The sequence below is a fragment of the Bradyrhizobium nanningense genome, from assembly GCF_004114535.1.
GTDB lineage: Bacteria > Pseudomonadota > Alphaproteobacteria > Rhizobiales > Xanthobacteraceae > Bradyrhizobium > Bradyrhizobium nanningense.
This window is the reverse complement of sequence record NZ_LBJC01000014.1, coordinates 248,867-274,816: the sequence shown is the minus strand read 5'-3', so window position 1 is coordinate 274,816 and position 25,950 is coordinate 248,867. Positions and strand designations below refer to the sequence as shown.

Below are 25,950 nucleotides of genomic sequence, written 5' to 3'. Positions count from 1 at the left end.
CGTCCGGGACACGAAAGTGGAGACGGACAACATGGCTTTAGCGCGCGGCCGCCGCAGCGAAGGCGCCTTCAACTACTGGCCCGGCTTCGTCGACGCGTTGTCGACGCTGGTGCTCTCGATCGTGTTCCTGCTGTCGGTGTTCCTGGTGGTGCAGTTCTTCCTGTCGCAGGAGGTCACCGGCAAGGACAAGGCGCTGGAGCAGCTCAACGCCAAGATCGCCCAGCTCAACGAGCTGTTGTCGCTGGAGAAGCTCGGCAAGCTCACGCTCGACGACCAGGTCTCGCAGCTGAGGGCCGGCCTCGCCTCGGCCGAGAGCGAGCGCGACCGCATCAAGGGCCTCTATGAGGGCTTAGCTGCCGCCGGCAATGACGCGCAAGGCAAGACCTCCGAGCTCGGCAAGGCGCTGGATTCGGAGAAGGCGGTCTCGGCGCGGGCACTTGCGCAGATCGAGGTTCTGAACCAGCAGATCAGCGCTTTGCGCCGGCAGTTGGCCGCGCTGGAAGAGGCGCTCGACGCCTCCGAGAAGCGCGACAAGGAATCGCAGAACCGCATTGCGGATCTGGGGTCTCGCTTGAATGTCGCCTTGGCGCAGCGCGTGCAGGAATTGTCGCGCTATCGCTCCGAATTCTTCGGCCGCCTGCGCGCCATCCTCGGCAACCGGCCGGACATTCGCATCGTCGGCGACCGCTTCGTGTTCCAGTCCGAAGTGTTCTTCGACACCGGACAGGCGACGCTGCTGCCCGAGGGCCGTGCCGAGCTCGACACGCTCGCGACCGCGCTGATCGAGCTCGACAAGAAGATCCCGAGCGAGATTCCCTGGGTGCTGCGTGTCGACGGCCATACCGACATACGCCCGGTCAACGGCCCGAACTTCAAGTCGAACTGGGACTTGTCCGCGGCACGCTCGATCTCGGTGGTGCAATATCTGATCTCGCTCGGCGTGCCCGCGCAGCGCCTCGTCGCGGCCGGCTTCGGCGAATTCCAGCCGCTCGATCCCGGCAACACGGAAGAGGCCTTCAAACGCAACCGCCGCATCGAGCTGAAGCTGACGGAGCGGTAGTGAGCGCGATCCACCTCCGCCCCTATCGGCCCGAGGACGACGCCGCCGCGATCGACCTCTGGCATCGCAGCTGGCAGCAGGCCTATCCGCAGATCGACTTCGCGGCCCGTCTGGAATGGTGGCGCGAGCGCTGGCGCAAGGACCTGGTGCCCAAAGCCTCGATCGTGGTGGCGGAACAGGACGGCGCGCTGACCGGCTTCGTCACCATCGACGGCGAAGGCTATCTCGACCAGCTCGTGGTCGATCCCGCGCATTGGGGCTCGGAGGCCGCGCGGTTGCTCGTCGATGAAGCCAAGCGCTTGTCACCCTCAGGCGTGACGCTGCTGGTCAACAAGGACAATGCCCGCGCCATCCGATTCTACGAGCGCAACGGCTTTGCCCATGCCGGCGACGACGTGAACCCGACCTCGGGCCGGCCGGTGCTGAAGATGGCATGGAAGGTCTGATCTTGGCGGCCGTAATTCTGGCGGGCGTGAGGCCCATCACGCCGGGATCCAGGGACGTGCGTTAATCGTTGCAGCGACAGCAGCGAAGACAAATGGGACGGAGACGGTCGATGAATCTGCGCGATTTCGCGAAGGGCTCCTCGGTCTTCCTGGGCGTCATCGTCGCCGGCTATGTGTCAACGAGCTATGTCGACCAGCGCTTTGCCTCGCAGCTCGATACGAGTGGCCCTGCCCCGTCGGCCTGCGTCGGCGAGGACGGCAGCTGGAAGAACTGGCCGTGGCCGAACGTGCCGGCGCTCTCGCCGAAGTGCCGGTAAGGTGCGAAGCTCCCTCCACACGTCATTGCGAGGAGCTCTTGCGACGAAGCAATCCAGACTGCCTCAGCGGAAAGACTCTGGATTGCTTCGCTACGCTCGCAATGACGAGACTGTGGGACGTGCTCGCGACACTCTCATTGTCGCGACTTTGGCAACGTTCCGAACGTCTCACGCCCCCTCGAACTGCAGCCTCGCCAGCCGCGCATAAAGTCCGTTCGCGGCGACGAGCTCGGCATGCGTGCCCTGCTCGACGATCTTGCCCTGGTCCATCACCAGGATGCGGTCGCAGGACAGCACGGTGGCGAGGCGATGCGCGATCACCAGCGTGGTGCGGTGGCGCATCAGCTCTTCCAGCGCGGTCTGCACCAGGGTCTCGCTCTCCGCATCGAGCGCGGAGGTGGCTTCATCGAGCAGCAGGAGCGGCGCATCGCGCAGGATGGCGCGCGCGATCGCGATACGCTGGCGCTGGCCGCCTGATAGCGTCACGCCGCGCTCGCCGAGCGGGGTGTCGAAACCTTCGGGCAGGCGGCGGATGAATTCGGCGGCATGCGCGAGCTCGGCGGCACGTTCGACCTCGGCGTCGGTCGCGTCGGGCCGGCCGAAGCGGATATTCTCGCGGGCACTCGCGGCGAACACGTTGGATTCCTGCGGCACCAGCGCGATGCGGGCGCGGAAGTCCCTGGGATCGGCGGATTTGACCGGCACGCCGTCGAGCGAGATCGCGCCGCTGCGCGGGTCGTAGAAGCGCAGCAACAGGTGAAAGATCGTGCTCTTGCCGGCGCCGGACGGACCGACGATCGCGACCTTCTCGCCGGGGCGCACGGTGAACGACACGGCATCGAGCACGTTGACGTCGCGCCGCGCCGGATAGGCAAAGCTGACCTGATCGAAGCCGACCTCGCCGCGTGCCGGCACCGGCAGCGCGCGCGCCGACACAGGCGCCTGGATGTCGGGCTTCACATGCAGGATCTCGAACAGGCGCTCGGCCGCGCCTGATGCCGCCGAGACCTCGCCCCAGACCTCGCTGAGCTGGCCGAGGCCCGCTGCGGCGAACACCGCATACAGCACGAACTGACCGAGCCGGCCCGGCGAAATCGCGCCGGTGAGCACGTCATGCGAGCCGATCCAGAGGATCGCGACCACGCTGGCGAACACGATGAAGATGATGATGGCCGTGAGCACGGCGCGCGCCTGGGTCGAAGTGCGTGCGGCCTCGTAGGCCTGCTCGACCTCGCCGCCGAAACGCTTCTCGGCGAACCCTTCGCTGGTATAGGCCTGCACGGTGCGAATCGCGCCGACCAGCTCGCCCGCATAGGCCGAGGCCTCCGCGAGCGTGTCCTGCGCATTGCGCGACAGACGCCGTACCCAGCGCCCGAAGGCGACCAGCGGCAGCACGATCAAGGGGATCGCCAGCAGCACGAAGCCCGACAGCTTCGGGCTTGTGATCACCATCATCGCCGTGGCGCCCAGGAACATCATCAGATTGCGCAGCGCGATCGACACGGAGGCGCCGACGGCCGATTTGAGCTGGGTGGTGTCGGCGGTGAGCCGCGAGATCAGTTCGCCGCTGCGTGCGGAATCGAAGAAGGCGGGGGACAGCGAGAGCAGATGAGCGAAGACGTCGCGCCTGAGGTCGGCAACGATGCGCTCGCCGATCGTCATCACGAGGTAGTAGCGCGCTGCGCTGGCGAGCGCGAGCACGCCGACCACCGCGAGCATGACCGAGAAGTAGCTGTTGATCAGCTCGATGCCTTCGGGCGTCAGGCCGAAATCGATCATCCGGCGCACCGCGACGGGCACCAATAGCGTGGTCAGTGCCGCGACCGTGAGTGCGACGAAGGCCAGCGCCGCCCGGCCCCGGTAGCGGCTGACATAGGGCGCCAGCGCGAGCAGCGGCCGCAGCTTGGCGCGACCCTTGGCCGGCTCTTCCATCAGCTCGGCTTCGATCGAGGGGGTGTCCACGACGTTCATTCCGGGCTGATCGACATATTGGTCATCAAGCCGTTCCACTGCGCTCATGAGATCTGGCCCATTGCATTCGTTTGCTCCCAATAGGCCGGTGCAAGAGTAGTGGCAAATCCGGGATGTCCCTTAGGGGCAAACCCGGTTCAGGCCCGCAAGCCCGCTTGTTTTGCCTGATATCGTGCGGTATAGAGCCGGCCAAATCCGTCATTCGCGAGCCACCAGAACAGGCGCCGGGCGCCGAGGAATTTGCCATGAAAGCCGAAATTCATCCGGATTATCATACGATTAAGGTCGTGATGACCGACGGAACCGAGTACCTGACCCGCTCGACCTGGGGCAAGGAAGGCGACACGCTGAACCTCGACATCGACCCGAAATCGCACCCGGCCTGGACCGGCGGCTCCCAGCAGCTGATGGACCGCGGCGGCCGCGTCTCGCGCTTCCAGAAGAAGTTTTCGGGCTTCCTCAAGAAGGATTGATCCGGCCGTTTCGGCCTGGACGAAAAACGCCCCCGGGAGAGCCGGGGGCGTTTTTGTTTTGGGGAGCTGTCGTCGACCATATCCGTCATCCTGGGGCGCGAGCGGCGCGATGCAAAACATCGCGCCGGGAGCCTCGAAGGATGAACGGCCGAGATGCAGCCGGGCCGTCGCCCTTCGAGGGCCGCTGAAGAAGCGGCCGCCTCAGGGTGACGGTTCAATAGCAAGACGATGGAAATTACCGTTCGAACGCGGCCTTCAGCGCGTTGAGGTGCGGCACCAGCGGATTGCCGATCGCGACGTGCTCGGCCGGCGGAGTGTGGATGGTGGTGTCGAGGCGGCGCACGCGGGTCTGCAGGCTCATCGAGCGATGGATCAGGTCCTGGAGCTGCGAGGGCAGCTTCTCGATGGTGTCGGTGGGGCCGGGATCGGCGGCGCTGAGCTTGACCTTGGTCTTCTCGCGATTGGCCTGGCTCAGCGTCATCTCGCCTTCCTTCACCGCGCGGTGAAGCAGCAGCCACGAGGCGAGCTGCATCAGGCGGGTGGTGAGACGCATGCTCTCGGTCGCGTAGGTGAGGCTGACGGCACGGTCGAGCGCCTTGGCCTCGGTGCGGCCGGCGCCGTCGAGATAGGCGGCGGTCTCTTCGACGAGGTCCATGCCCTCGCGGAACAGGACGCCGAACGCCGCAGAATTGGTGAACCGCTCGCTGAGTTGAACGAGAGCGCCGTCGGCCTGCAAACGTTCCATGGTTAACGCCTCTTACGCAACTGTTTGACTGCCCGGCTTTGGCGCCGGCTTATGATGAACAAATCATTGCGCGGGCGGGACGCGGAGTCCAGTGACAAGCGCGGATATGGTTTCCGCGGGTCATTCCCAGGAATTCAACCGCAACGAGATGCAAACACGCAAAAAAGAGCCGCCGGAAGACCGGCGGCTTTGAAAGTTGATAACAGGGAGGCGTCAAACAGAGTGGACAGGAGCCACTCGGTGTCCAAACGAGGACGGTTCCAGTCATAATCCCGAAAGCTTAATCTGGAGTAAACGAGCTAATTTTTTGAGGGTTCGTTAGCCATATCGGCCAGTGGCCGAGTGCGGTGCGGAACAAGAGTTGGCGGTCACCCAACGCGGCGACACGCTCCGCCGTCGTCCCGGACAAGCGAAGCGCAGATCCGGGACCCTTAGCCACCGGCGGATGTGGTAACGGGGACTCGGAGTTGCCGGCCTCGCGCAACGACCTCGTCCTGAGAGTATGGGTCCCGGCTCTGCGCGCGCGTGGGGCGCGCTTGTCCGGGACCACGGCTGTTGTGTGGCGGCTGCTACTTCTTGAAGAAATGATCCGCCGCGTCGCGCGAGGCGCGCTTCTTGGCGGCGGCTTCTTCCAGTCTTGCGATCTCGGTCTTGAGCAGCAGGACGCGCTCGGTCAGTTCCTCCACCGACAACAGTGAGAGATCCTGTCCGATTTCATGACTGATCTTCTTGCGCGGGCGGTCGTCGTCTTCCGTCGCCATTCTCGTTCCTCCCAAAGTTCGCGCGGGCACAATGCCGAGGCGGTTGCCAGCCTGGATCGCGCTGGCTAAGCAAGGGGCTCGTTCATTCCGCACCTTCACCCAAGGACACATCATGGACAAGCTGCCCGCGCAAATGACCGTGGTCGCCATCTCCAAGCCCGGCGGACCGGAGGTGCTGGTCCCGGAACAGCGCAGCATTCCGCAGCCCGGCCCCGACGAGATCCTGGTCAAGGTGATGGCTGCCGGCGTCAACCGGCCCGACGTCGCGCAGCGCTCCGGCGCCTATCCGCCGCCGCCCGGCGCCAGCGACCTGCCTGGCCTCGAGATCGCCGGTGAGGTGGTCGCGGTCGGCAGCAACGCCAAGCGGCACAAGGTCGGCGACAAAGTGATGTCGCTGGTCGCCGGCGGCGGTTATGCGCAGTACTGCATCGCCCAGGACGCCCAGGCGATGACCGTGCCGCCGGCGCTGTCGATCAAGGAAGCCGGCGCGCTGCCGGAAACCCTGATGACGGTGTGGCACAATGTGTTCGAGCGCGGTGGCCTCAAGGCCGGCGAGACGCTGCTGATCCATGGCGGCTCCTCCGGCATCGGCACCATGGCGATCCAGCTCGCGAAGGCGTTCGGCGCAAAAGTGTTCGTCACCGTGGGATCGCAGGACAAGATCGACGCCTGCCTCAAGCTCGGGGCCGACCGCGCCATCAACTACAAGAGCGAAGATTTCGTCGCCGTGGTCAAGGCGGAAACCGGCAATGCCGGTGTCAATCTGATCCTCGACATGGTCGCCGGCGAGTATGTCGATCGCAACTACGATGCCGCCGCCGTCGACGGCCGGATCGTGCAGATCGCAACCCTCAACGGGTCCAAGGTCAGCGTCAACATCGCCAAGGTGATGGTCAAGCGCCTCACCCATACCGGCTCGACCCTGCGCCCCCGTACTAATGCGGACAAGGCGGCGATGGTGGCCGCAATCGAGCAGAAAGTGATGCCACTTTTGCGCGAAGGCCGCGTCAAACCGCTGATGGACAGCACTTTCCCGCTGGAAAAGGCAGCCGATGCGCACCGGCGCATGGAGACGAGCGCACATATTGGCAAAATTGTGTTGGAGGTGTAGGCCGCCGGCCCACAGGGCAAGGCGGAAACCCTTTGATTTTCCTCGCTTTCGTGGCATCTATCGCGGCGCACCGAACCACATCGGTTCGGTCTGAAATCGTCTTTTACTCAGAGTTTGCGTCGAACGCGGAGAACTGACCTTGCGTCTGATCAGGTGCCTCGCGCCCATCGCGCTGGGCCTCATGATTCTCGTCGCCGCGTATCCCGCGCGCGCGCTCGACGCCGTCAGCGTCCGCAGTGACGCGCCCGCGATCGACCTCACCGGCGTGCTCGAGCACCAGCGCAGCGACGCCGATCGCATCCAGGTCTCCACCGCGCCCGGTACCGACGGCATCGTCCGCCGCATCGAGGTGCGCGCCCGCGAGGGCGGCCAGAACTGGGTGGTGTTCGCGCTCGCCAACAACACCGACGACCAGCTCGACCGCCTGATCGTCGCCCCGCATTACCGCATCGTCTCCTCAGGGCTGTTGTGGCCCGACCTCGGCCTGTCGCGCATCGCGACCATCACGCCCTCGACCGGCGACCGGCCGGAGCGGCAGGAAAGCCCGACTGCCGACGTCTTCCGCGTCACGCTCGACCCCGGCGCCGTGATCACCTTCGTGGCGGAGCTGCGCACCGACAAGCTGCCGCAGCTCTATCTGTGGGAGCCGGAAGCCTACAAGGACAAGGTCAACTCGTTCACGCTGTACCAGGGCATCGTGATCGGCATCTCAGGCCTGCTCGCGTTGGTGCTGACCATTCTGTTCGTGGTCAAGGGCAGCATCATGTTCCCGGCCGCCGCGGCGCTGGCCTGGGCGGTGCTGGTCTATATCGGCGTCGATTTCGGCTTCTGGGGCAAGGTGCTCGACATGTCGAACAACGCCGAGCGCATCTGGCGCGCGGCGGGTGAGGCGATCCTGGCGGCCACGCTGCTGGTGTTCCTGTTCGCCTATCTCAACCTCAGTCGATGGCATGTGCGCTATTCGCACATCACGGTGGGCTGGCTCGCGTTCCTGGGATCGCTGGTGGCGCTCGCGCTGTTCGATCCGGCGGTGGCCTCCGGCATCGCGCGCATCTCGCTGGTGCTGATCGCCTTCGCCGGCTTTGGGCTGATCGTCTATCTCTCCACCCATGGCTTCGACCGCGCCGTGCTGCTGATCCCGACCTGGTTCCTCCTTGTGGTCTGGGTGGTCGCGGCCGGCATGACGGTCGCCGGCTCCGTCACCAACGACATCGTCGGCCCTGCCCTGCTCGGCGGCCTCGTGCTGATCGTGATGCTGATCGGCTTCACGGTGATGCAGCACGCCTTTGCCGGCGGCGGCGCCAGCACGGGCGTCGTCTCCGACATCGAGCGGCGCGCGCTGGCGCTGGCCGGTTCGGGCGATCTGATCTGGGACTGGGACGTCTCCGCCGACAAGGTTTTCACCAGCCCCGAGACCGAGGCCCTGCTCGGCCTCAAGCGCGGCACGCTGGAAGGCCCGGCCGCTTCCTGGCTCGAAGTGCTGCATCCGCTCGACCAGGACCGATTCCGCGCCGCGCTCGACAGCGTGCTCGACCAACGCCGCGGCCGCCTGGTGCAGGATTTCCGCCTGCGCACCCCCGACGGCCATTTCATGTGGTTCGCGCTGAAGGCGCGCCCGGTGGTCGGCTCGGACGGCGAGGTCTCGCGCGTCGTCGGTACGCTCACCGACGTCACCGAGCTGCGCAATGCCGAGGAACGGCTGCTGCACGATTCCGTGCACGACAATCTCACCGGCCTGCCCAACCGCAAACTGTTCATGGACCGGCTCGGTGCGGTCGCGCATTTCGCCAAGACCATGCCGACGCTGCGGCCGACGCTGATGGTGATCGATCTCGACCGCTTCAAGCAGGTCAACGATTCCGTCGGCATTGCGGTCGGCGATTCCATCCTGCTGACGCTGGCCCGCCGCCTCACCCGCATCCTGAAGCCGCAGGACACGCTGGCCCGCATGGCCGGCGATCAGTTCGGCCTGATCCTGCTGTCGGAGCAGGACCCCGCCCGCATCACTGCCTTCGCCGAAACCATCCGCAAGACCATCCGCGCGCCGATCGCCTTCAACGACCGCGAGATCTTCCTCACGGCGTCGATCGGCCTCGCGCTCTCCGATCCGCAAACCCAATTGACGGACGAGATCATCAAGGACGCAGAGCTTGCGATGTATCACTCCAAGCGCATCGGCGGCGACCGCATCGACGTCTACAAGCCGGCGATGCGGGCACGGAAGACCGATCGCCTGACGCTGGAGAGCGAGCTGCGCCGCGCCATCGAGCGCCAGGAGCTGACGATCCTGTACCAGCCGATCGTGCGGCTGGAGGATCGTTCGGTCGCCGGCTTCGAAGCGCTGGTGCGCTGGGATCATCCGAAGCTCGGACGCATGGCGCCGTCGGAATTCATCAGCATCGCGGAAGAGACCGGCCTGATCGTCGACCTCGGCATGTTCGTGCTCGACCAGACCGCAAAACAGCTTTCGGTGTGGCAGCGCGCGATGCGCTCGCGCGAGCCGATCTTTGCTTCCGTCAACGTCTCGTCCCGGCAATTGCTGCGCCACGATCTGATCCACGACATCCGCACCGTGCTGTCGCGCTCCTCGGTGGCGCGCGGCACGCTCAAGCTCGAACTGACGGAATCGCTGGTGATGGAGAATCCGGAGCATGCGGCGCAGATGCTGACGCGGATCCGCGAGCTCGGCACCGGGCTCTCGCTCGACGATTTCGGCACCGGCCATTCCTCGCTGGCCTATCTGCAGCGCTTCCCGTTCGACACCATCAAGATCGACCAGTCCTTCGTGCGCACCACCAACCGCGGCACCCGGCCGGTGATCCTGAAGTCGATCATCGCGCTCGCGCACGATCTCGGCATGGATGTGGTGGCCGAAGGCGCCGAGACCGATTCCGACGCGGTCGAGCTCTACCAGATGGGCTGCGAATACGCGCAAGGCTTCGCCTTCGGCGAGCCGATGGACGCCGATGCCGCGATGCGGCTGCTCACCGAAGTGCGGCTCGAAGCGGCGAGCTGATCACGAGCTCGGACCCGTAGGGTGGGCAAAGGCGCGCTTGCGCCGTGCCCACCGTTTTTCCTCGCATGCCGCTCCAGCTAGTCGTGGGCACGCTTCGCTTTGCCCACCCTACGATACTGTTGGATGTGGAGCGACCTGCACCCGCCTGATCGCGTGCCGCACGCGCTACCGCCGCCGCTCGCTCTTCTGCTTCCTGAACCGCACGCTTGCTCCGTCCGGCATTCGTGTCGCGACGAAGCCCGCGGCGAGGCAGGCTTCGCGCTGCGGCATCTGGATGTCGGGGCTGCGCAGGCTGTCCCACCACGAGGCACGATTGGCCGCGCGCGGCAGGGCCGCGCCGATGATCTCCTCGATCTGCTCGAAGCTCAGCACCAACTCATCCTGCTTCTGCCGCAGCAGATAGTCGCGCAATGCGTCGTAGTCGTTCACAATCGTCCTCTTGTCCAAAACCGGCTCTGCTCCCACGAGGTCTGCCCAAAACCGTGAGCTGCGTAAACCGATTCTTAACTCACTGCGGCAGCGCCGTCCTGCTTTAAACATCGCTCAAGCTTTCGGGCGCATCCACTATGTCGGGAGCAAGCGATGTTATCTGGATGGCGCGACCTCACGGCCGCCCGGCCGTGGCGGATTTCGGCGAGACTGCTGATCATCTCGTCCGTGGTGACGGTGATCGGCTTTTCCGCCATTTGCGTCAACGTCATGCTCGACATGCGCCGGGGCGAGGAGGCGCTCGCCCGCCAGACGCTGGAGAACCTCGCGACGACCATCCAGTCCGACGTCAGCCGCAATGTCGAAATCTACGATTTGTCGCTGAAGGCGGTCGCCAGCAACATGCTGCTGCCAGAGCTGACGACGGTGTCGAAGCCGATCCGCCACCTGATCCTGTTCGACCATGCGACGACGGCAAGGCATTTCGGCGCCATCCAGGTATTCGATGCCGAGGGCCAGCTGACCATCGACGCCTCCACGCTCGATCCGCTCCCCGAGAACCGCAGCGAGGAGGATTACTTCAAGGTCCACCGCGACAATCCCGACATCGGGCTGTTCATCAGCCGCCCGATGCTGTTCCGCGGCGCCTACGCGATCGTGCTGAGCCGGCGCATCAGCGACACCGACGGCGGCTTCATGGGCGTCGTCGCCGGCTCGATCCGCTTCAGTTATTTCCACGAATTGTTCGAGCAGCTCAACCTCGACCCCGAAGACACCATCACCGTCCTCAGACGCGACCGCACCATCATGATGCGGCGGCCCTTCGATCTCGACATCATCGGCACCAACCTGAACGACCGCCGGGCCTGGAAGGCCGACAATCTCCCGATCGGCGCCGCCTATTCGGGACAGGGCCCGGTCGACCAGACGCCGCGGCTCTACGTCCGCAGCGGCGACAGCGGACCGCTGTTCGTGGTGGCGGGCAAACCCCTGGCCGCCGTGTTCGCGCTTTGGCGGAAGGAGGCGTTCCGCATCGGCGCCGTGGTGCTGGCGCTCGCGCTGTTCGTGCTGGGATCGACGCTGGTGCTGGCGCGCGAAATCGGCCGGCGCGCCGAGGCCGAGCGCAAGCTGGAGGAGATGGCGACGACCGACGCGCTCACCGGCCTGAAGAACCGCCGCAAGTTCGATACCGTCATCGACGTCGAATGGCGGCGCGCGATGCGGCAGAAGGCGCCGATCGCGCTGGTGATGATCGATGCCGATCACTTCAAGGCCTACAACGATACGTTCGGCCATCAGGCGGGCGACCAGGTGCTGGTCGGCATCGCCATCTGCATTTCCGATTCGGTGAGCCGGGCCGGCGACTGTGCCGCGCGCTATGGCGGCGAGGAATTCGCCGTGCTGCTGCCGAACACTTCGGCCGTCGACGCCTTCAAGGTCGCCGAGGCGATCCGCAACAAGGTGCAGGGCTGGTCCGATGAGCAGGTGATTTTGACGGTGTCCTGCGGCGTCGCCAGCCTCGTTCCCACCGCCGGCATGGACTGGCCGATCATGGTCGCCGCCGCCGACAAGGCGCTCTATGCCGCCAAGGCCGGCGGCCGCAACCAGTCGGTGGTTGCGAGTCTGCCGCAGCTGTCGCTGGTGGCGTGAGTCAGGGTGATCGTCATAAATAGGCGGTGACGCGCGCTACACCACAGGTGTCGTCCCTGCGCACGCAGGGACCCATAACCACAGGGAAGAAGTTTGGCGAAGACTCGTCGTTCGGTACTGCTACCGAACGCAATCGACAGATCACGCAGTATGGGTCCCTGCGTGCGCAGGGACGACACCGAATATTGGCGCGCTAGTGCCCCAGATACTTCTTCATCTCCGCGATCAGGCCGTCGCGCAGCTCCGGGCGCTTCAGGCCGTAGGCGATGTTGGCGCGCAGGAAGCCGGGCTTGGAGCCGCAATCGTGGCGCTCGCCCTCGAACTCGACGCCGTAGAACTTCTGCGATTTGGAAAGGCCGATCATGGCGTCGGTGAGCTGGATCTCGCCGCCGGCGCCGCGCTCCTGCGTCTCAAGAATCTTGAAGATCTCCGGCTGCAGGATGTAGCGGCCGGTGATCGAGAGGTTGGAGGGCGCGGTGCCCTTGGCCGGCTTCTCGACCATGCCGTCGACCTCGAACATCTTGCCGCTGCGCTTGCCGACGCCGCAGATGCCGTATTGATGGGTGAGATGGTCGGGCACCGCCTCGACGGCGATCAGATTGGATTTCTCGCCGAGCGATGATGCCATCTCGATCATCTGCTTGAGGCAGCCCGGCGTGTTGAGCACGAGCTCGTCGGGCAGCACGACAGCGAACGGCTCGTTGCCGACGATGTCCCGCGCGCACCAGACCGCGTGACCGAGGCCGAGCGGTGCCTGCTGGCGGGTGAAGCTGACGGCGCCCGCTTCGGGCTGGTTCTGCGCCAGGATGTCCTGCTCGGCCTTCTTGCCGCGCGCCGCAAGCGTCGCGTCGAGCTCGAACATCCGGTCGAAATGATCTTCGATGACGTTCTTGTTGCGGCCGGTGACGAAGACGAAGTGCTCGATGCCGGCCTCCCTCGCCTCGTCATAGACGTACTGGATCAGCGGCTTGTCGACGATGGTCAGCATTTCCTTCGGCATCGCCTTGGTGGCGGGCAGGACACGGGTGCCGAGGCCGGCGACGGGGAATACGGCTTTGCGAATTTTCATGTGATTGATCGAATACCTGGGGGCAGATGGGAACGGAGCAATGGCATCTTGCTAGCCTGTTTGCAGCCGCCAACAAAGGCGGATGTGGGGCCTCACCCGCGCAGAGTTAAGAAAAAGGCCGCCACCAAAATTTCACCTTTGTTAAGCTATTGGCAACCGTAACCAGGCCTCCTGATGGCGGATTTTTGAACAGCCCGACGGGTGGGACATGATGCGATCAGTGGCAGGGCAGGCAAGACGGGCGGTATCCGTGACCGGCGCGATGATGGTTGCGGCCGCCTTGCTGATGCCTGCCGGCGCGCATGCCCAGGCGCAGAACGGCCTGTCCAACCTGTTCGGCGGCATCTTCTCCGGCCCCAACGCCGCATCGTCGCAGGCCCCGCCGGGCCCCGGCGGCGCTCAAACGGGAGCATTGCCCTGGAGCGGTGAGGACGGCGCCTCCGGCCATCCACTGATGACGGCTGCAGCGATCCGCGAGGCTGCCGGCAATTTCGACAATTGCGTCGCCGGGATGTGGCCCGATGCCGCGCGGCGCGGCGTCACGCAGGAGAATTTTCAACGCTTCACGGCCGGGCTCACACCCGACCTGCGCATCATGGACCTCATGGATTCGCAGCCGGAGTTCACCAAATCGATCTGGGACTATCTCGACATCCTCGTGAACGACAACCGCCTCGCCAAGGGCCGCGAGATCCTCGCCAAATACAAGGCGCAGTTCGACGCCACCGAGAAAGCCACCGGCGTCGACCGTTACATCATCGCCTCGATCTGGGGCATCGAGTCCAATTACTCGACGCAGATGGGCGACCGCAGCGTGCTGCAATCGACCGCGACGCTCGCCTGCATCGGCCGCCGCCAGGCCTATTTCAAGGACGAGTTTCTGTCGGCGCTGGAGATCCTCAACCGCGGCGATCTCAGGCCGGAGCAGATGCGCGGCTCCTGGGCCGGCGCCTTCGGCCCGACCCAGTTCATGCCGACTGCGTTCAAGCGCTTTGCCGTCGATGGCGACGGTGACGGACGGCGCGACGTCGTCGACAATCCCACCGATCTGATCGCCTCCACCGCCAACAACCTGAAGAAGGACGGCTGGCAGGCCGGCCAGACCTGGGGCTTCGAGGTGGTCGTGCCGCAGGGATTCAACTACATGCTGGCCGACCGCGCCAAGGCCATGACGATCGCGCAATGGGAGAAGCTCGGGCTCAAGCGGGCGACGGGCCAGCCGTTCCCGCATCCGGGCGAGAAGGCCTATCTGCTGGCCCCGGCGGGCGCGCAAGGCCCCGGCTTCCTGATGCTGCAGAACTACCGCGTCATCATGAAGTACAACCCGGCCGAGGCCTATGCGCTGGCGATCGGCCATTTCGCCGACCGCCTGCGCGGCGGCCAGCCCTTCGTGCAGCCCTGGCCGCGCCAGGAGCGCGAGCTGTCGCGCAGCGAGCGGCTGGAACTGCAGCAGCTCCTGGCCCAGCGCGGCTTCTACAAGGGCACCCCGGACGGCCAGTTCGGCGGCCAGACAAGGGAGGCGCTGCGCAATTTCCAGGCCTCCATCGGGGTGCCTGCCGACGGCTTTGCCTCCTCCGACGTACTGGATCGCCTGCGCGGGCGGTAAAAAGCGCGACGCCTCCTCTGCTGCCGCCTTGCCTGCTCAGGCGTCGACATAGTTCACAACGTCAGACAGTTCGAACCTGGTTCCCGGGGTCGTCATGTCCTTCACCGTAGGCCGCCAATGCGGGACCTGGACGAGATAGGACTGGCTGTCTGCGGCGACGAGGCCGATCAGGACCTCGGCGACGATGCGCCCGCCGACGTCACCCAGGCGGGCGCCACCGAGCTTGGCCGTGCGCTTCTTCTTGTCGTCGTCCTCGAACGAGGTCTTGACCTGGTCGGTCAGCTCCGCCTCGCGCAGAATATAGTACCAGAGCGGCGCATTCTCGTGGAGCTGCGCGGCGTTTGCCTTGAACATCTCGCGGCGCGCCTTCGCGGCGTTCGCATCCGTCAGGTTCCCGTCCTCGATCCAGAGTTGCTCGTCGGTCAACGGCGTCAACCCCATCCGCCGCGCCACCGCCTGCCCGCTGGGTAAGCCCAGCGCTATGCCGCGCTGCAGGTTCAGGCTTGGCAGGGACCTGCGATCGAGCCTCTCGTTGCGCAGATCGGGCAGGCTGGATAGGGGGTCGACCAGCATGGTGTCGATCCGATAGGCCGGCTGGGGTCGAACAAAACTCCCGAACGGAAGCTCCTTCGTCGGCTTCGGCAGATCGCTCTTCACGTCGGGCAGGAAGAAGCTCCAGTCGATGCCCCATTCCGGCGGCAACGGACGGAAGCCATTCAGGCTCTGGACGTCGTCGCAGCTGAAGCTCGCTTTGAAGATCGGCAGACGATCCAGCGAATTCGTCGTCTGGTGCGGGATCGCCGCGCTCAGCGAATAGCTCGGCCGGACCATCGAGTGGCCGAACCGGTAAGCAGCGACCGAGAATTCCACGGGCATAAAGGGATAGCGCGCGGCTTCCGGCTTGTAGAACTTCAAATCCGGCTTGCCGCCGTTGTAGACGGCGTTGAACATCTTGTCGCCGACAACGCGCCGCACGAAGTCATGCAGCGCTACCCATTGATAGTGCCAGCGCACGATGCGCTGCGCGGTGTTGAAGGCAGCCAGGCCCGTGATCCCCGGGCGCTCGTTTCCCTTCGCAGTCGATGGCCTGGCCAGATCGAGCATGACCTTGTTGTGGAATCGCTGCCACAGAGCATGGATCTGCACAACGATGTTGTTCTCGTCGTTGCGCTTGTCGCCGATGATGGCGCGCGGACAATCCTGGCTCGAATCGTCGATCTCCCCACTCTCGTCGCGCGGCGCGCGCTGCACGTCAAAACGCTTCTTCCCTTTCAGGTAAGACGGAGTCTTATCGAAGCCGAGCTTGATGGTGAGATCGGGATTGTAGAGATAGGGCTGATCCGCCGGACCACGACCGTAAATGCAATCAAGGTCGAGCCGCGCCGTGCGGAAATCCTCGGTCGCATTGGGATCATTGTCGCGGTCGAGATCGGAGGCGGGATCGAACGTAATGTCGTGATCGATGAACTGGCCGAAATAGGTATAGCCGGCTTTGATAGCCGGATTCTCGTCGACCGGCTCGTTCTCGTCGATCGGAGCGCCGAGGTCGCCGGTCTTGATCATGGTCGCAGCGATCGCCTTCATGACCTCCTGCTCCTGGGGCAGCGTATCGCCGAAGCGGGCGCGGGCGAGCTCAGGGAACATGCGGCCGAACCGGCCAAAACCTTCCGGATGGTAGGCCACAGCATCAAGACCGCGTTCGGCACGTCCGTGGCCTTGCGGCCGTTTCGCCTTGGCCTTCTCGGCCTGCTGGTCGAGCAACTGAATCGCTTGTGCACGCGAATTGGTCATGTCCTGCATGGCTGGGCTCCTGAAATTGACTTTGCTGCGTATGGACAGATTGCAATTACAAGGAGATTTTATACCCTCATTATCATTCGGGTTGTCGGATGGATCACAATTGACGACGGATCGTGGCGCTGCCCCGGCATTGCCGGTCGCCAGTAACCTTTTCCGCCGAGTCCGTGCCGATCGCCTTGACCGCCGGCCAAATCGCGCAGTTTATGACGCTACAATTTGCCTGTTTGCGGCCTGATTCCGGTATTATATCGGGCTTGTTCCAGGCCCCTCGCGCCCAGAGATCGCATGTCGAAGCAGAAGTCCCTGTTCAAGGCGCTGACCGAGACCGGCCCGTTGATCGCGCTGGGGACGGCGCTTGCGATCCTGGTGTCGGTTGCGGGGCCTGCTTCGGCGCAGTTCTTCAACTTCCCCGGCTTCGGCGGCCCGCCGCAGCGCTCGGCACCGCCGCCGCAACGGGGTGGTGGATGGTTCGGCGGTGACTTCTTTGCACCGTTCCAGCAGCAACAGCCGCAGGCGCCGCGCCAGGATTTTTCGCGCGCCCCGGCGCCAGCCAAGCGCGACACCATTCCTGAGAAGAACGTGCTGGTGCTCGGCGATGCCATGGCCGACTGGCTGGCTTATGGCCTGGAAGACGCTTACGCCGAGCAGCCCGACATGGGCGTGATCCGCAAGCACAAGACCTTTTCAGGTCTGATCAAGTACCAGCCGAAGGGTGAGCCGTCGGACTGGGCGGCGGCGGCAAAAGGCATCATCGAGGCCGAAAAGCCCGACGTGATCGTCGTCATGCTCGGCCTCAACGACCGCGCCGCGATCCGCGAGCCTGCGGCGGAGAAGGCGACGGATAAGGACAAGGACAAGAAGAACGACAAAGGCGCGCGCGGCAAGCCGCCGGCAAAGCCTGGCGAGACGAAGCCCAGCACCGACAGCGTCGCCAAGCCCGACGACAAGCATGCCGATGCCGACCTGCCGCAGGACGACGCCGACAATGCCGATACGCCTGCGGCCGCGCCGGAAAAGGCGGCCCGTAATCCGAACGGCCTCTACGAATTCCGCGACGAGCGCTGGGTGGAGCTCTACGGCAAGAAGATCGAGGAGCTCGCAAATATCCTCAAATCCAAGGGCGTGCCGGTGCTCTGGGTCGGCCTGCCCGCGGTTCGCGGACCCAAGGGCACCGCGGACACGCTGTTCCTGGATTCGCTCTATCGCGAGGGCGCGGCCAAGGCCGGCATCACCTATGTCGATGTCTGGGACGGTTTTGTCGACGAGGCCGGCCGCTTCCTGCAAAAGGGCCCGGACTTCGAAGGCCAGATCCGCCAGCTGCGCAGCTCTGACGGCGTCTATTTCACCAAGGCCGGCGCGCGCAAGCTCGCGCATTATGTCGAGCGCGAGATCACGCGTCTCCTGGCCGGACGCTCCGGCCCGATCGCGCTGCCGAGCGAGCCTGCGACGCCCGACACCAGCGCCGAGCCGGGCAAGCCCGCACCGCGGCCGCTGGCGGGGCCGATCGTGCCGCTGGTTGCGGCCTCGATCTCGACCGATCAATTGCTGGGCGGCCCGGGCTCGCGTCCCGCCGCCGTCGATGCGCTCGCCGCAAAGACGATGGTGAAGGGCGAGCCGCTAGCCGCTCCGGCCGGCCGCGCCGACGATTACGCCTGGCCGCGCCGCGAAGTCGGCCGCGAGCAGGCCAAGGGCGATACGCCGATGGCCGCGACGACGCCTGAGGGCAACGTCACCAATCCCGCCGCGCCGGGAGCTGCCGCCGCGATCGCGCCGCCGAAACTTGCGCCGAAGAAGCCGCCGGTCCCGCCGCAACAGCCGGCACAAGCGACGCCCTCATTCCGCGATTTCTTCGGCTTCGGCTCTCCGCAGCCAGCGCCGCCGCGTCAACTGGCGCCGGCGCCCGGGCCGCGCAATCCGGCACAGAATCCCGCGATCCCGCGTCCGCCGGGCAACGTCGGACGCTCGGCGGAGATGTTCCGGTAATTGCTGACGTGTCCCGGACGCGGCGCAGCACCTCATGGTGATGCGACGCAGAGCGGGGACCCAGCTCTCTCACCCCAACCCTCTTACAAAAGAATGCGCCCCGGCTCTGCGCAGCAGCGCTCTGGCGCCGCTGCGCGTCCGGGGCACAAGTCCCTGCTTGTCCCTCAGCTGTAATAACGCCAGCGCGGCGGCGGACGGCGTGCGGGGCGCGACATCAGCAGCGCGAGCGCAAAGCCGATGCCGCCGGCAACCATCAGCGCGCCGAGCGGGTTGTCCTGCACCTTCTTCGACAGCGCCTGTGTCCCATCGCGGAAGGTATCGCCGCTGTTCTCATAGGCGTCCTTGGCGTAGCTGGTCGCGGTGTCCGCGGCGTCACGCACGGCATCCTTGGCCTGACCATAGAGATTCTGCACCGTGCCTGCAGCCTCCCGCGCCTTGCCCGACGCCTGCGTCTTGGCATCGCCTGCCATGTCTCCGATCGCGCCTTCCGCGCGTCCGGCATATTCCTTGGCCGATCCAACAATCCGATCCGTGTCCATGATGCTCCTCCTCGGGGGTCAGCCCAAGTAACCGATCAGGAGCAGCGCAGTTCCAAGCCACGATGAAAGTGTAGGCGGATCATTACAGGGCGTAGCCCGGATGAGCGAAGCGGCATCCGGGACTTTGCGTGCACCGTTCCCGGGTATCGCTGCGCTCACCCCGGCTACAAGATAAGGCCGCCATCCACGACCAGCGTCTGGCCGATGATGTAGGACGACAGCGGTGAGGCCAGGAACAGCGCCGCGCCCGCCATGTCGGCCGGCGTGCCCAATCGCCGCAGCGGGATGCGCGCGAGCGCGCCTTCGAGCCGCTTGGGATTGTCGGTCGTCACCTTCGTCATCTTGGTGTCGACGAGCCCCGGCGCGATGCCGTTGACGCGGATGCCGTCCTCGGCCCAAGCCTCGCCCAGGGTCCGCGTCAATCCGACCGCACCGGTCTTCGAGGCGTTGTAGGCGGGATTGCCCATGGTGGAATGATAGGCCGCGGTCGAGGACACCATGATCAGCGCGCCCTTCGCATCCCGCAACATGGAATGAAACCGCGTCGCGCAGGCCATCAGGCTCATCAGATTGACCTCGACCACCTTGCGGAAGCCGGCCATCTCGAACTCGCCGCGGCGATAGAGCACCGCGCCTTGCGCCAGCACGAGGATGTCGAGCCTGTCAAAGGCCGGTTTGAAAGCCTCGATCGCACCGGGGTTACTGACGTCGAGCTGCACGTAGGAAAGACCGGTGAGATCGGAACCTTGTTCGGCTGAATATTCCGTTGCGTGAGCACGCGTGCCACACACCGCGACCTCCGCGCCTCTGGTGCGAAAAGCCTGCGCGATGCCATTGCCGATCCCGCTCGAACCGCCGACGACCAGCACCTGCTTGCCTGAGAAATCGAGCTCGTTCGCCATCGCGGCCTCCCCTTTTATCTTGCTTGTTTGACCTGTCTGCGGATCGATGCCAGCCTTGTCAATCATAACAAGAACAAGCAGCTTCCCAAGGAAACAACATGTCCGAGTTCAAAGAGCTCAGCCGGTCCGTCAAGGGCCTGACCGTTCTTGTCACTGGTGCGGCGAGCGGCATGGGGCGCGCGACCGCGCGCGTGTTCGCCGCTGAAGGCGCGAATGTCGCCGTCACCGATTTCGACGCGCAAGGCGCGCACGCGGTGACCGAGGAGATTGCCGCGAACGGCGGATCGGCGAAGGCATGGAAGCTCGACGTTGCCGACGGCGGCGAGATCAAGCGCGTGGTTGGCGAGGTCGCCGCGCATTTCGGCGCAATCGACATCGTCGTCAACAATGCCGGCATCTCCGTGCGGGTCGCGATCGACGACGAGACCTACGAGGACGCCTGGGCCAGGGGCATCGCGGTGATGCTGACGGCGCATCCGCGCATCATCCGCGCCGCGCTGCCGCATTTGCGCAAGTCGAAGTGCCCGCGCATCGTCAACATCGCCTCGACCGAGGCGCTCGGCGCCACCGCATTGCACAGCCCCTATTCGGCGGCAAAGGGCGGCGTTGCGAGCCTCACCCGCTCACTGGCGGTCGAGCTTGGCCGCGAGGGCATCACCGTCAACTGCATCTGCCCGGGCCCGATCCGCACGGCGATCACCGATCGCATCTCGGAAGAGCACAAGACGATCTACGCCAAGCGCCGCACCGCGCTTCTGCGTTACGGCGATCCCGAGGAGGTCGCGCATATGACACTGAGCCTGTGCCTCCCGGCGGCGTCCTTCCTCACCGGCGCGGTGATTCCGGTCGACGGCGGGCTGATGGCGCGGAACGCGTAGGAGGTTACAAGGTGCGTGGCCCAGATGAGCAAGGCGACATCGGGGACTTTGCTTCACCGTTCCCGGGTATCGCTGCGCTCACCCCGGCTACGGGCAGCCATGCGCGCCGCGCGTTGACAACCGCGAGCGCGGGAGTAGCTTTTTAGACCGACAGAGCGGGACCAACCGCTCGGGACCCGCGGGAGAAACGCCATGACGATCGCCATCCGGCAGCTTCAGAAGCATTTTGTCGGCGAGGTATCCGGCCTCGATCTGCGCAAGCCGCTCACACCGGATGAGGCGCGCGAGGTCGAGGCCGCCATGGACAGATACGCGGTGCTGGTCTTCCACGATCAGGACATCACCGACGAGCAGCAGATGGCCTTTGCGCTCAACTTCGGCCAGCGCGAGGACGCGCGGGGCGGCAACATCACCAAGGCCGACGAATACCGCCTCACCTCGGGCCTGAACGACGTCTCCAACCTCGGCAAGGACGGCAAGCCGCTGCCGAAGGACAGCCGCGCCAATCTGTTCAACCTCGGCAATTGCCTGTGGCACTCCGACAGCTCGTTCCGGCCGATCCCTGCGAAGTTCTCGCTGCTGTCGGCGCGCGTGGTGAACCCGAAGGGCGGCAACACCGAGTTCGCCGACATGCGCGCCGCCTATGACGCGCTCGACGACGAGACCAAGGCGGAGATCGAGGATCTCGTCTGTGAACACTCGCTGATGTATTCGCGCGGATCGCTCGGCTTCACCGAATACACCGACGCGGAGAAGGTGATGTTCAAGCCGGTGCTGCAGCGGCTGGTGCGGACACATTCCGTGCATCGCCGCAAATCGCTGTATCTGTCATCGCACGCCGGCAAGATCGTCGGCATGAGCGTGCCGGAGGGACGGCTGTTGCTGCGCGATCTCAACGAGCACGCGACGCAGCCCGAGTTCGTCTACGTCCACAAATGGAAGCTGCATGACCTCGTGATGTGGGACAACCGCCAGACCATGCACCGCGTCCGCCGCTACGACCAGTCGCAGCCCCGCGACATGCGCCGTGCCACGGTGGCGGGAACGGAGCCCACGGTGCAGCAGCAGGCGGCGGAGTAGCGACATATTCCGCTGTCGTCCCGGACGAGCGCAGCGAAGATCGGGGACCCATGACCACAGGGCGGAGTTTGACAAAGGCTAGTGGTTGAGAGCTCGCGCCACACTCCTCCCTCGAAGTATGGGGCCCGGATCTGCGCGCGCTTGTGGCGCGCTTGTCCGGGACGACAGCGGAGGGTGACGCACGACAGCCGAGGATGTCGCGGTTGACTATGGCAAAGCGTCCCCGAGCAGCTACGCGTGCCCCGCCTCGTTCGACAACATCCCGGGATCGATGCCGATCTTCTGCAGGGCGCGGTTGTATTTGTCGTCGACGTCGTCGCCGAAGATCAGATCCGCATCGGCGTCGCAATGCAACCAGCCGTTGCTCTGGATCTCTGTCTCGAGCTGGCCCGGCGCCCAGCCGGCGTAGCCGAGCGCGAGAATGGCGTGCTTGGGGCCGGAGCCGCTGGCGATGGCGCGCAGGATGTCGACGGTCGCCGTGAGGCAGACGCCGTCGTCGATCCGCAGCGTCGCGTTTTCGATGTAGAAGTCGCTCGAATGCAGCACGAAGCCGCGGCCGGTATCGACCGGGCCGCCGCGCAGCACCTTCATGCTTTCGGCATTCTCCGGCAGCTTGATGTGCTCGCCCTTCTTGATGATGCCGAGCTGCTCCAACAGCTCGGGGAAGTCGATGCTGCCGGCCGGATGGTTCACGATGATGCCCATCGCGCCCTCCGCCGAATGGGCGCAGAGATAGATCACCGAGCGCTCGAAGCGGGAATCGCCCATGACGGGCATCGCGATCAGCAGCCGGCCGTCGAGATAACCGGCCGAATTGGGAAGCGCCGGACCCGCGCGGCGGGTGCTTTCGCCCGTCCTCTTACCTGTGGGAGCCATCGGTAAAGCACTCCGGTTTCAATTCCTATCCTGATGTTGGGCCGGGCGGCTGTCAAATCAAGGCTTGCAGAGAGTCGATACAAGTGCATCCATCACAAGCAATTCAATGGTTTGCCCGGGGCTGACCCTGTAAAGACGTGCTATGCTCACAAGAGTTCCCCTGCGTGCGGCGATTGGCGTCGCGACAACCCTGCTTGCGTCGTCGTTGGCCATCGCAGCCCGCGCCGATGACGCTTCGCCGTGGCAGCGCGACGGACATTCCGCGGTGCGGCTATTGGCGGGATCGCGCAGCGGCGCCGTCCTGCTCGGCGGTATCGCGTTCCAGCTTCAGCACGGGTGGAAAACCTACTGGCGCACCCCCGGCGATTCCGGCGTTCCGCCGCGGTTCGACTTCTCGAAGTCGGACAATGTCGAGGCGGTGACGGTGATGTGGCCGGCGCCGCTGAAATTCGATGATGGCGCCGGCGGCCATTCGATCGGCTATCATGACCAGATCGTGCTGCCGTTGCGCATCGTCGCGAAGGCTGCGGACAAACCCGTGACCTTGCGTGCGGAGATCAATTACGCGGTGTGCGAGAAGCTCTGCATTCCGGTCGAGGTCCACGCCGAGCTCGGCTTCAACAGCGTCGCCTCGACCGAGGATGCCAATTTGCGTGCCGCGCTCGACACCGTGCCGAAGCCGGCCAATATCGGCGATCCCAATCCGCTCACCATCCGCGACGTCAAGCGCGACGGTCCCAAGAATGTGGTGGTCGACGTGGTCGCGCCCGAAAGCAGCAGCGTCAATCTGTACGTGGAAGGGCCGACGCCCGATTGGGCCCTGCCGATTCCGGCTCCGGTGCAGCCCAGCCCGCCTGGGGTGATGCGGTTTTCCTTCGAACTCGACGGCCTGCCGCCGGGCGCCAAGCCCGACGGCGCAGCGCTGAAATTCACGTTGGTCGGGCCGGAGAAGTCGTACGAGTTCAATACGAATTTGGAGTGAGTTGCGCTGCCGACGCTCCGCATTCAGCTGTCGTCCCGGACAAGCGAAGCGCAGATCCGCCACCCATAGCCCAGGGAGTGGTTTGGCGAAGGCTCGTCGTTGCCAGGTCGCGTAGCGACTTCTTCCTGTGGTTATGGGTCCCCGCGTCCGCAGGGCCGACAGGTGCGGTGGCGCGACGCCGCGCCCCACCCAACCCAATCTTAACGAATGGTTGCTAATTCCTCACCTGCCACAGCATGCCGGGCGACCTGAGGGATCTTCGAATTGGCCGTGATGGATGCAGAACCCGCAACGACCGGACCGGCCGGGCTGATCGCGCGACTGCGGGCCAAGCTCTCGGGCGGATCGAGTGAGGCCTCGCTGACGCGGCGGCTGGCCGGCACCATCTTCGTCATCCGCGTCATCAGCGCCGGGCTCGCTTATCTCTCGCAGGTGCTGCTGGCGCGCTGGATGGGCACGTCCGACTACGGCATCTATGTCTATGTCTGGACCTGGGTGCTGCTGCTCGGCAGCATGATGGACTTCGGCATCTCGGCCTCCGCGCAAAAGATCATTCCCGAATATCGGGCCAGTGGCGACCACGCGCTCTTGCGCGGCTTCCTCGGAGGCAGCCGCTGGCTCACCTTCGCGGTGTCCACGCTGGTGTCGCTGGTCCTTGCCGGCATCGTCAGGCTGCTGTCGCCCTGGCTCGATCCCGCCGAGGTGCTGCCGCTCTATATCGGCTGCATGACGCTACCCGCCTTCGTCGTCGCCAACACCCAGGACGGCATCGCGCGCTCGCATGACTGGATGCAGCTCGGCTTGATGCCGCAATTCATCATTCGCCAGGCGCTGATCATCGGCATCACGGGCGCGGCCTTCCTGCTCGGCTATCATCTCGGTGCGGTCGCCGCGATGGTCGCGAGCCTGGGTGCCGTGTGGATCGCGATGACGGGGCAGATGGTGGTGCTGAACCGCAAGCTCGCCGATCATATTCCGTCCGGCCCCAGGACGTATGACATCCGCGGCTGGCTCGCCGTCTCGCTGCCGATCCTCTTGGTCGAGAGCTTCTACCTGCTGCTGTCCTACACCGACGTGCTGGTGCTGCAGCAGTTCCGCCCCTCCGACGAGGTCGGCGTCTACTTTGCGGTGGTGAAGACGCTGGCGCTGGTTTCGTTCATCCACTACGCGATGTCGGCGACGACGGCGCATCGCTTCGCCGCATACAATGCAAGCGGCGACAAGGCACGGCTGTCGGCCTATGTGGCGCATGCGATCAACTGGACGTTCTGGCCGTCGCTGGCGGCGACCATCGTGCTGCTCGCGCTCGGCAAGCCGCTGCTCTGGCTGTTCGGACCGCAATTTGTGGTCGGCTACGACATCATGTTCGTCGCCGCGATCGGGCTCGTGGTGCGCGCCGCGATCGGGCCGGTCGAGCGGCTGCTCAACATGCTCGGTCAGCAGAAGATCTGCGCGCTCGCTTATGCGCTGGCGTTCATGATGAACGTCGTGCTCTGCATCGCGCTGGTACCGCACTACGGTGGCCACGGCGCCGCAGCCGCGACTTCGATCTCCCTCACCTTCGAGACGGTGCTCTTGTTCTGGATCGTACGGCAACGCCTTGGCCTGCACGTGCTGGCGTTCGGGCGTTATCGAAGGGCCTGAGGCAATTGGAAAGCAGTGTGGCACCTGATATCGTCGGGTTATGGCTGCAAGCGATCTGCGAAACCTTCTGGAACGTGCTCAGACCTGGCCTGAAGAGGCCCAGAACGAGTTGGTTGCAATTGCTAGCGAAATCGAGAACGAGCTGCTCGGCGGCGAGTACTTGGCAACGCAAGAGGAATTGCGGAGCATCGACGCGGCTTTGGCCTCGATCGATCGTGGCGAGGTCGCTACGGATGCCGAGGTTGCGGAGGCCTTCGCGAAGTTTCAGCGCGGATGAAGGTCGTCTGAACGCGAGAAGCGCTTGCTGATCTCGCAGGCATCGCGACATATTATGCCACCAACGCTAGCCCTGTGATCGCCGGAGCTCTCGGACAAAGATTCATCGACGTCATCGGGGGCATTCGAAGCGCACCTTTCTCCGCGCCACGCGTCGCGCACCGTTCCCAGGTCCGCGTAGCAACAGTCGTGCGCTATCCATTCGGGATATTTCGTCGTGTCAGTGGTGACGTCATCCATATTGTCCACGTCCGCCATACGTCACGACGGCCGCTCGGGGGGCTGAACGAGCCCGGAAAGCAGTATGCTTGATCGCGGCTCCGAGGGACGGCTGTT

General features: G+C 65.0%; 23 protein-coding genes and 1 pseudogene. 15 read left to right on the top strand and 9 right to left on the bottom strand.

Translation table 11 applies throughout. The annotated features are described in order from the left end of the window. Nucleotides 1-31 precede the first annotated feature (31 nt). From XH84_RS09305 to XH84_RS09295, 3 genes are all read left to right on the top strand, one after another. On the top strand, nt 32-1,060 hold the full coding sequence (locus XH84_RS09305; RefSeq protein ID WP_128922111.1) for a peptidoglycan -binding protein: 1,029 nt from the start codon (nt 32-34) through the stop codon (nt 1,058-1,060). After that, the gene (locus XH84_RS09300) at nt 1,060-1,506 is read left to right on the top strand and encodes a GNAT family N-acetyltransferase (protein WP_128922112.1); all 447 of its coding nucleotides are present in this window, start codon (nt 1,060-1,062) and stop codon (nt 1,504-1,506) included. The genes XH84_RS09305 and XH84_RS09300 overlap by 1 nt, the downstream gene beginning before the upstream one ends. A gap of 110 nt (nt 1,507-1,616) precedes the next feature. Then, entirely contained in the window at nt 1,617-1,823 is a 207-nt protein-coding gene (locus XH84_RS09295; RefSeq protein ID WP_128922113.1) for a hypothetical protein, read from the top strand. Between the two features lie 168 nt (nt 1,824-1,991). Here the strand turns inward: XH84_RS09295 and XH84_RS09290 are convergent, their stop codons facing one another. Then, nucleotides 1,992-3,842, bottom strand: coding sequence for an ABC transporter ATP-binding protein/permease (locus XH84_RS09290; RefSeq protein WP_128922114.1), 1,851 nt, complete (start codon nt 3,840-3,842; stop codon nt 1,992-1,994). Between the two features lie 197 nt (nt 3,843-4,039). Between XH84_RS09290 and rpmE the strand changes: the two genes are divergently transcribed. Beyond that, the gene (gene rpmE / locus XH84_RS09285) at nt 4,040-4,267 is read left to right on the top strand and encodes a 50S ribosomal protein L31 (protein ID WP_097659924.1); all 228 of its coding nucleotides are present in this window, start codon (nt 4,040-4,042) and stop codon (nt 4,265-4,267) included. A gap of 235 nt (nt 4,268-4,502) precedes the next feature. On the opposite strand, the gene rcdA is transcribed toward rpmE, so the two are convergent. Together rcdA and XH84_RS09270 are read right to left on the bottom strand one after the other, a co-directional pair. Next, nucleotides 4,503-5,012: a protease adaptor protein RcdA gene (gene rcdA / locus XH84_RS09280; protein ID WP_128922115.1), complete on the bottom strand. Its 510-nt coding sequence runs from the start codon at nt 5,010-5,012 to the stop codon at nt 4,503-4,505. Nucleotides 5,013-5,581: 569 nt separating this feature from the next. Beyond that, nucleotides 5,582-5,773, bottom strand: a complete 192-nt coding sequence (locus XH84_RS09270; protein ID WP_128922116.1) for a DUF1192 domain-containing protein — start codon at nt 5,771-5,773, stop codon at nt 5,582-5,584. A gap of 112 nt (nt 5,774-5,885) precedes the next feature. Here XH84_RS09270 and XH84_RS09265 point away from each other — a divergent pair, with 112 nt between their 5' ends. Then, nucleotides 5,886-6,884, top strand: coding sequence for an NAD(P)H-quinone oxidoreductase (locus XH84_RS09265; protein WP_128922117.1), 999 nt, complete (start codon nt 5,886-5,888; stop codon nt 6,882-6,884). Between the two features lie 139 nt (nt 6,885-7,023). Continuing rightward, entirely contained in the window at nt 7,024-9,900 is a 2,877-nt protein-coding gene (locus XH84_RS09260; RefSeq protein ID WP_164936595.1) for an EAL domain-containing protein, read from the top strand. A 165-nt stretch (nt 9,901-10,065) separates the two neighbouring features. On the opposite strand, the gene XH84_RS09255 is transcribed toward XH84_RS09260, so the two are convergent. Then, nucleotides 10,066-10,329: a DUF7662 domain-containing protein gene (locus XH84_RS09255; RefSeq protein ID WP_164936596.1), complete on the bottom strand. Its 264-nt coding sequence runs from the start codon at nt 10,327-10,329 to the stop codon at nt 10,066-10,068. Between the two features lie 153 nt (nt 10,330-10,482). Here XH84_RS09255 and XH84_RS09250 point away from each other — a divergent pair, with 153 nt between their 5' ends. Then, nucleotides 10,483-11,979 carry a sensor domain-containing diguanylate cyclase gene (locus XH84_RS09250; protein WP_128922119.1) on the top strand — a complete coding sequence of 499 codons (1,497 nt, stop codon included), beginning with the start codon at nt 10,483-10,485 and terminating at the stop codon, nt 11,977-11,979. Nucleotides 11,980-12,172: 193 nt separating this feature from the next. On the opposite strand, the gene XH84_RS09245 is transcribed toward XH84_RS09250, so the two are convergent. Next, nucleotides 12,173-13,048 (bottom strand): UTP--glucose-1-phosphate uridylyltransferase, encoded by an 876-nt coding sequence (locus tag XH84_RS09245; RefSeq protein ID WP_128922120.1) that lies wholly within the window; start codon nt 13,046-13,048, stop codon nt 12,173-12,175. Between the two features lie 208 nt (nt 13,049-13,256). Here XH84_RS09245 and XH84_RS09240 point away from each other — a divergent pair, with 208 nt between their 5' ends. Continuing rightward, the gene (locus tag XH84_RS09240) at nt 13,257-14,654 is read left to right on the top strand and encodes a lytic murein transglycosylase (RefSeq protein WP_430641881.1); all 1,398 of its coding nucleotides are present in this window, start codon (nt 13,257-13,259) and stop codon (nt 14,652-14,654) included. Between the two features lie 36 nt (nt 14,655-14,690). Here the strand turns inward: XH84_RS09240 and XH84_RS09235 are convergent, their stop codons facing one another. Next, on the bottom strand, nt 14,691-16,454 hold the full coding sequence (locus XH84_RS09235) for a peroxidase family protein (RefSeq protein ID WP_128922122.1): 1,764 nt from the start codon (nt 16,452-16,454) through the stop codon (nt 14,691-14,693). 285 nt (nt 16,455-16,739) lie between these two features. Here XH84_RS09235 and XH84_RS09230 point away from each other — a divergent pair, with 285 nt between their 5' ends. Beyond that, nucleotides 16,740-18,437: an SGNH/GDSL hydrolase family protein gene (locus XH84_RS09230; RefSeq protein WP_128922123.1), complete on the top strand. Its 1,698-nt coding sequence runs from the start codon at nt 16,740-16,742 to the stop codon at nt 18,435-18,437. Between the two features lie 164 nt (nt 18,438-18,601). Here XH84_RS09230 and XH84_RS09225 read toward each other — a convergent pair whose 3' ends face one another. Together XH84_RS09225 and XH84_RS09220 are read right to left on the bottom strand one after the other, a co-directional pair. Continuing rightward, nucleotides 18,602-18,976 carry a CsbD family protein gene (locus tag XH84_RS09225; RefSeq protein ID WP_128922124.1) on the bottom strand — a complete coding sequence of 125 codons (375 nt, stop codon included), beginning with the start codon at nt 18,974-18,976 and terminating at the stop codon, nt 18,602-18,604. Between the two features lie 164 nt (nt 18,977-19,140). Next, on the bottom strand, nt 19,141-19,878 hold the full coding sequence (locus XH84_RS09220) for an SDR family NAD(P)-dependent oxidoreductase (RefSeq protein ID WP_128922125.1): 738 nt from the start codon (nt 19,876-19,878) through the stop codon (nt 19,141-19,143). Between the two features lie 98 nt (nt 19,879-19,976). Between XH84_RS09220 and XH84_RS09215 the strand changes: the two genes are divergently transcribed. Continuing rightward, nucleotides 19,977-20,756: an SDR family NAD(P)-dependent oxidoreductase gene (locus XH84_RS09215; RefSeq protein WP_128922126.1), complete on the top strand. Its 780-nt coding sequence runs from the start codon at nt 19,977-19,979 to the stop codon at nt 20,754-20,756. A 192-nt stretch (nt 20,757-20,948) separates the two neighbouring features. Further along, the gene (locus XH84_RS09210; protein WP_128922127.1) at nt 20,949-21,836 is read left to right on the top strand and encodes a TauD/TfdA dioxygenase family protein; all 888 of its coding nucleotides are present in this window, start codon (nt 20,949-20,951) and stop codon (nt 21,834-21,836) included. Nucleotides 21,837-22,067: 231 nt separating this feature from the next. On the opposite strand, the gene XH84_RS09205 is transcribed toward XH84_RS09210, so the two are convergent. Further along, nucleotides 22,068-22,712 carry a YqgE/AlgH family protein gene (locus XH84_RS09205; protein ID WP_128922128.1) on the bottom strand — a complete coding sequence of 215 codons (645 nt, stop codon included), beginning with the start codon at nt 22,710-22,712 and terminating at the stop codon, nt 22,068-22,070. Nucleotides 22,713-22,854: 142 nt separating this feature from the next. On the opposite strand from XH84_RS09205, the gene XH84_RS09200 reads away from it, so the two are divergent. The 4 genes and pseudogenes from XH84_RS09200 to XH84_RS09185 form a co-directional block, all read left to right on the top strand. Beyond that, nucleotides 22,855-23,694 carry a protein-disulfide reductase DsbD domain-containing protein gene (locus XH84_RS09200; RefSeq protein ID WP_128922129.1) on the top strand — a complete coding sequence of 280 codons (840 nt, stop codon included), beginning with the start codon at nt 22,855-22,857 and terminating at the stop codon, nt 23,692-23,694. A 264-nt stretch (nt 23,695-23,958) separates the two neighbouring features. Further along, nucleotides 23,959-25,338: a flippase gene (locus XH84_RS09195; RefSeq protein ID WP_430641880.1), complete on the top strand. Its 1,380-nt coding sequence runs from the start codon at nt 23,959-23,961 to the stop codon at nt 25,336-25,338. Nucleotides 25,339-25,378: 40 nt separating this feature from the next. Continuing rightward, the gene (locus XH84_RS09190) at nt 25,379-25,615 is read left to right on the top strand and encodes a hypothetical protein (protein ID WP_128922131.1); all 237 of its coding nucleotides are present in this window, start codon (nt 25,379-25,381) and stop codon (nt 25,613-25,615) included. Between the two features lie 23 nt (nt 25,616-25,638). Further along, a pseudogene (locus XH84_RS09185) lies at nt 25,639-25,926 on the top strand (type II toxin-antitoxin system RelE/ParE family toxin); the annotation flags it as partial. Nucleotides 25,927-25,950 lie beyond the last annotated feature (24 nt).

Excerpts from the sequence above, each read along its gene's own strand:
- XH84_RS09210 (WP_128922127.1), top strand. The coding sequence starts at position 20,949 with ATGACGATCGCCATCCGGCAGCTTCAGAAGCATTTTGTCGGCGAGGTA.
- rcdA (WP_128922115.1), bottom strand. The coding sequence starts at position 5,012 with ATGGAACGTTTGCAGGCCGACGGCGCTCTCGTTCAACTCAGCGAGCGG.
- XH84_RS09205 (WP_128922128.1), bottom strand. The coding sequence starts at position 22,712 with ATGGCTCCCACAGGTAAGAGGACGGGCGAAAGCACCCGCCGCGCGGGT.
- XH84_RS09230 (WP_128922123.1), top strand. The coding sequence starts at position 16,740 with ATGTCGAAGCAGAAGTCCCTGTTCAAGGCGCTGACCGAGACCGGCCCG.
- XH84_RS09200 (WP_128922129.1), top strand. The coding sequence starts at position 22,855 with ATGCTCACAAGAGTTCCCCTGCGTGCGGCGATTGGCGTCGCGACAACC.
- XH84_RS09270 (WP_128922116.1), bottom strand. The coding sequence starts at position 5,773 with ATGGCGACGGAAGACGACGACCGCCCGCGCAAGAAGATCAGTCATGAA.
- rpmE (WP_097659924.1), top strand. The coding sequence starts at position 4,040 with ATGAAAGCCGAAATTCATCCGGATTATCATACGATTAAGGTCGTGATG.
- XH84_RS09295 (WP_128922113.1), top strand. The coding sequence starts at position 1,617 with ATGAATCTGCGCGATTTCGCGAAGGGCTCCTCGGTCTTCCTGGGCGTC.
- XH84_RS09215 (WP_128922126.1), top strand. The coding sequence starts at position 19,977 with ATGTCCGAGTTCAAAGAGCTCAGCCGGTCCGTCAAGGGCCTGACCGTT.
- XH84_RS09225 (WP_128922124.1), bottom strand. The coding sequence starts at position 18,976 with ATGGACACGGATCGGATTGTTGGATCGGCCAAGGAATATGCCGGACGC.
- XH84_RS09245 (WP_128922120.1), bottom strand. The coding sequence starts at position 13,048 with ATGAAAATTCGCAAAGCCGTATTCCCCGTCGCCGGCCTCGGCACCCGT.
- XH84_RS09235 (WP_128922122.1), bottom strand. The coding sequence starts at position 16,454 with ATGCAGGACATGACCAATTCGCGTGCACAAGCGATTCAGTTGCTCGAC.
- XH84_RS09220 (WP_128922125.1), bottom strand. The coding sequence starts at position 19,878 with ATGGCGAACGAGCTCGATTTCTCAGGCAAGCAGGTGCTGGTCGTCGGC.
- XH84_RS09240 (WP_430641881.1), top strand. The coding sequence starts at position 13,257 with ATGATGCGATCAGTGGCAGGGCAGGCAAGACGGGCGGTATCCGTGACC.
- XH84_RS09250 (WP_128922119.1), top strand. The coding sequence starts at position 10,483 with ATGTTATCTGGATGGCGCGACCTCACGGCCGCCCGGCCGTGGCGGATT.
- XH84_RS09190 (WP_128922131.1), top strand. The coding sequence starts at position 25,379 with ATGGCTGCAAGCGATCTGCGAAACCTTCTGGAACGTGCTCAGACCTGG.
- XH84_RS09265 (WP_128922117.1), top strand. The coding sequence starts at position 5,886 with ATGGACAAGCTGCCCGCGCAAATGACCGTGGTCGCCATCTCCAAGCCC.
- XH84_RS09290 (WP_128922114.1), bottom strand. The coding sequence starts at position 3,842 with ATGAGCGCAGTGGAACGGCTTGATGACCAATATGTCGATCAGCCCGGA.
- XH84_RS09305 (WP_128922111.1), top strand. The coding sequence starts at position 32 with ATGGCTTTAGCGCGCGGCCGCCGCAGCGAAGGCGCCTTCAACTACTGG.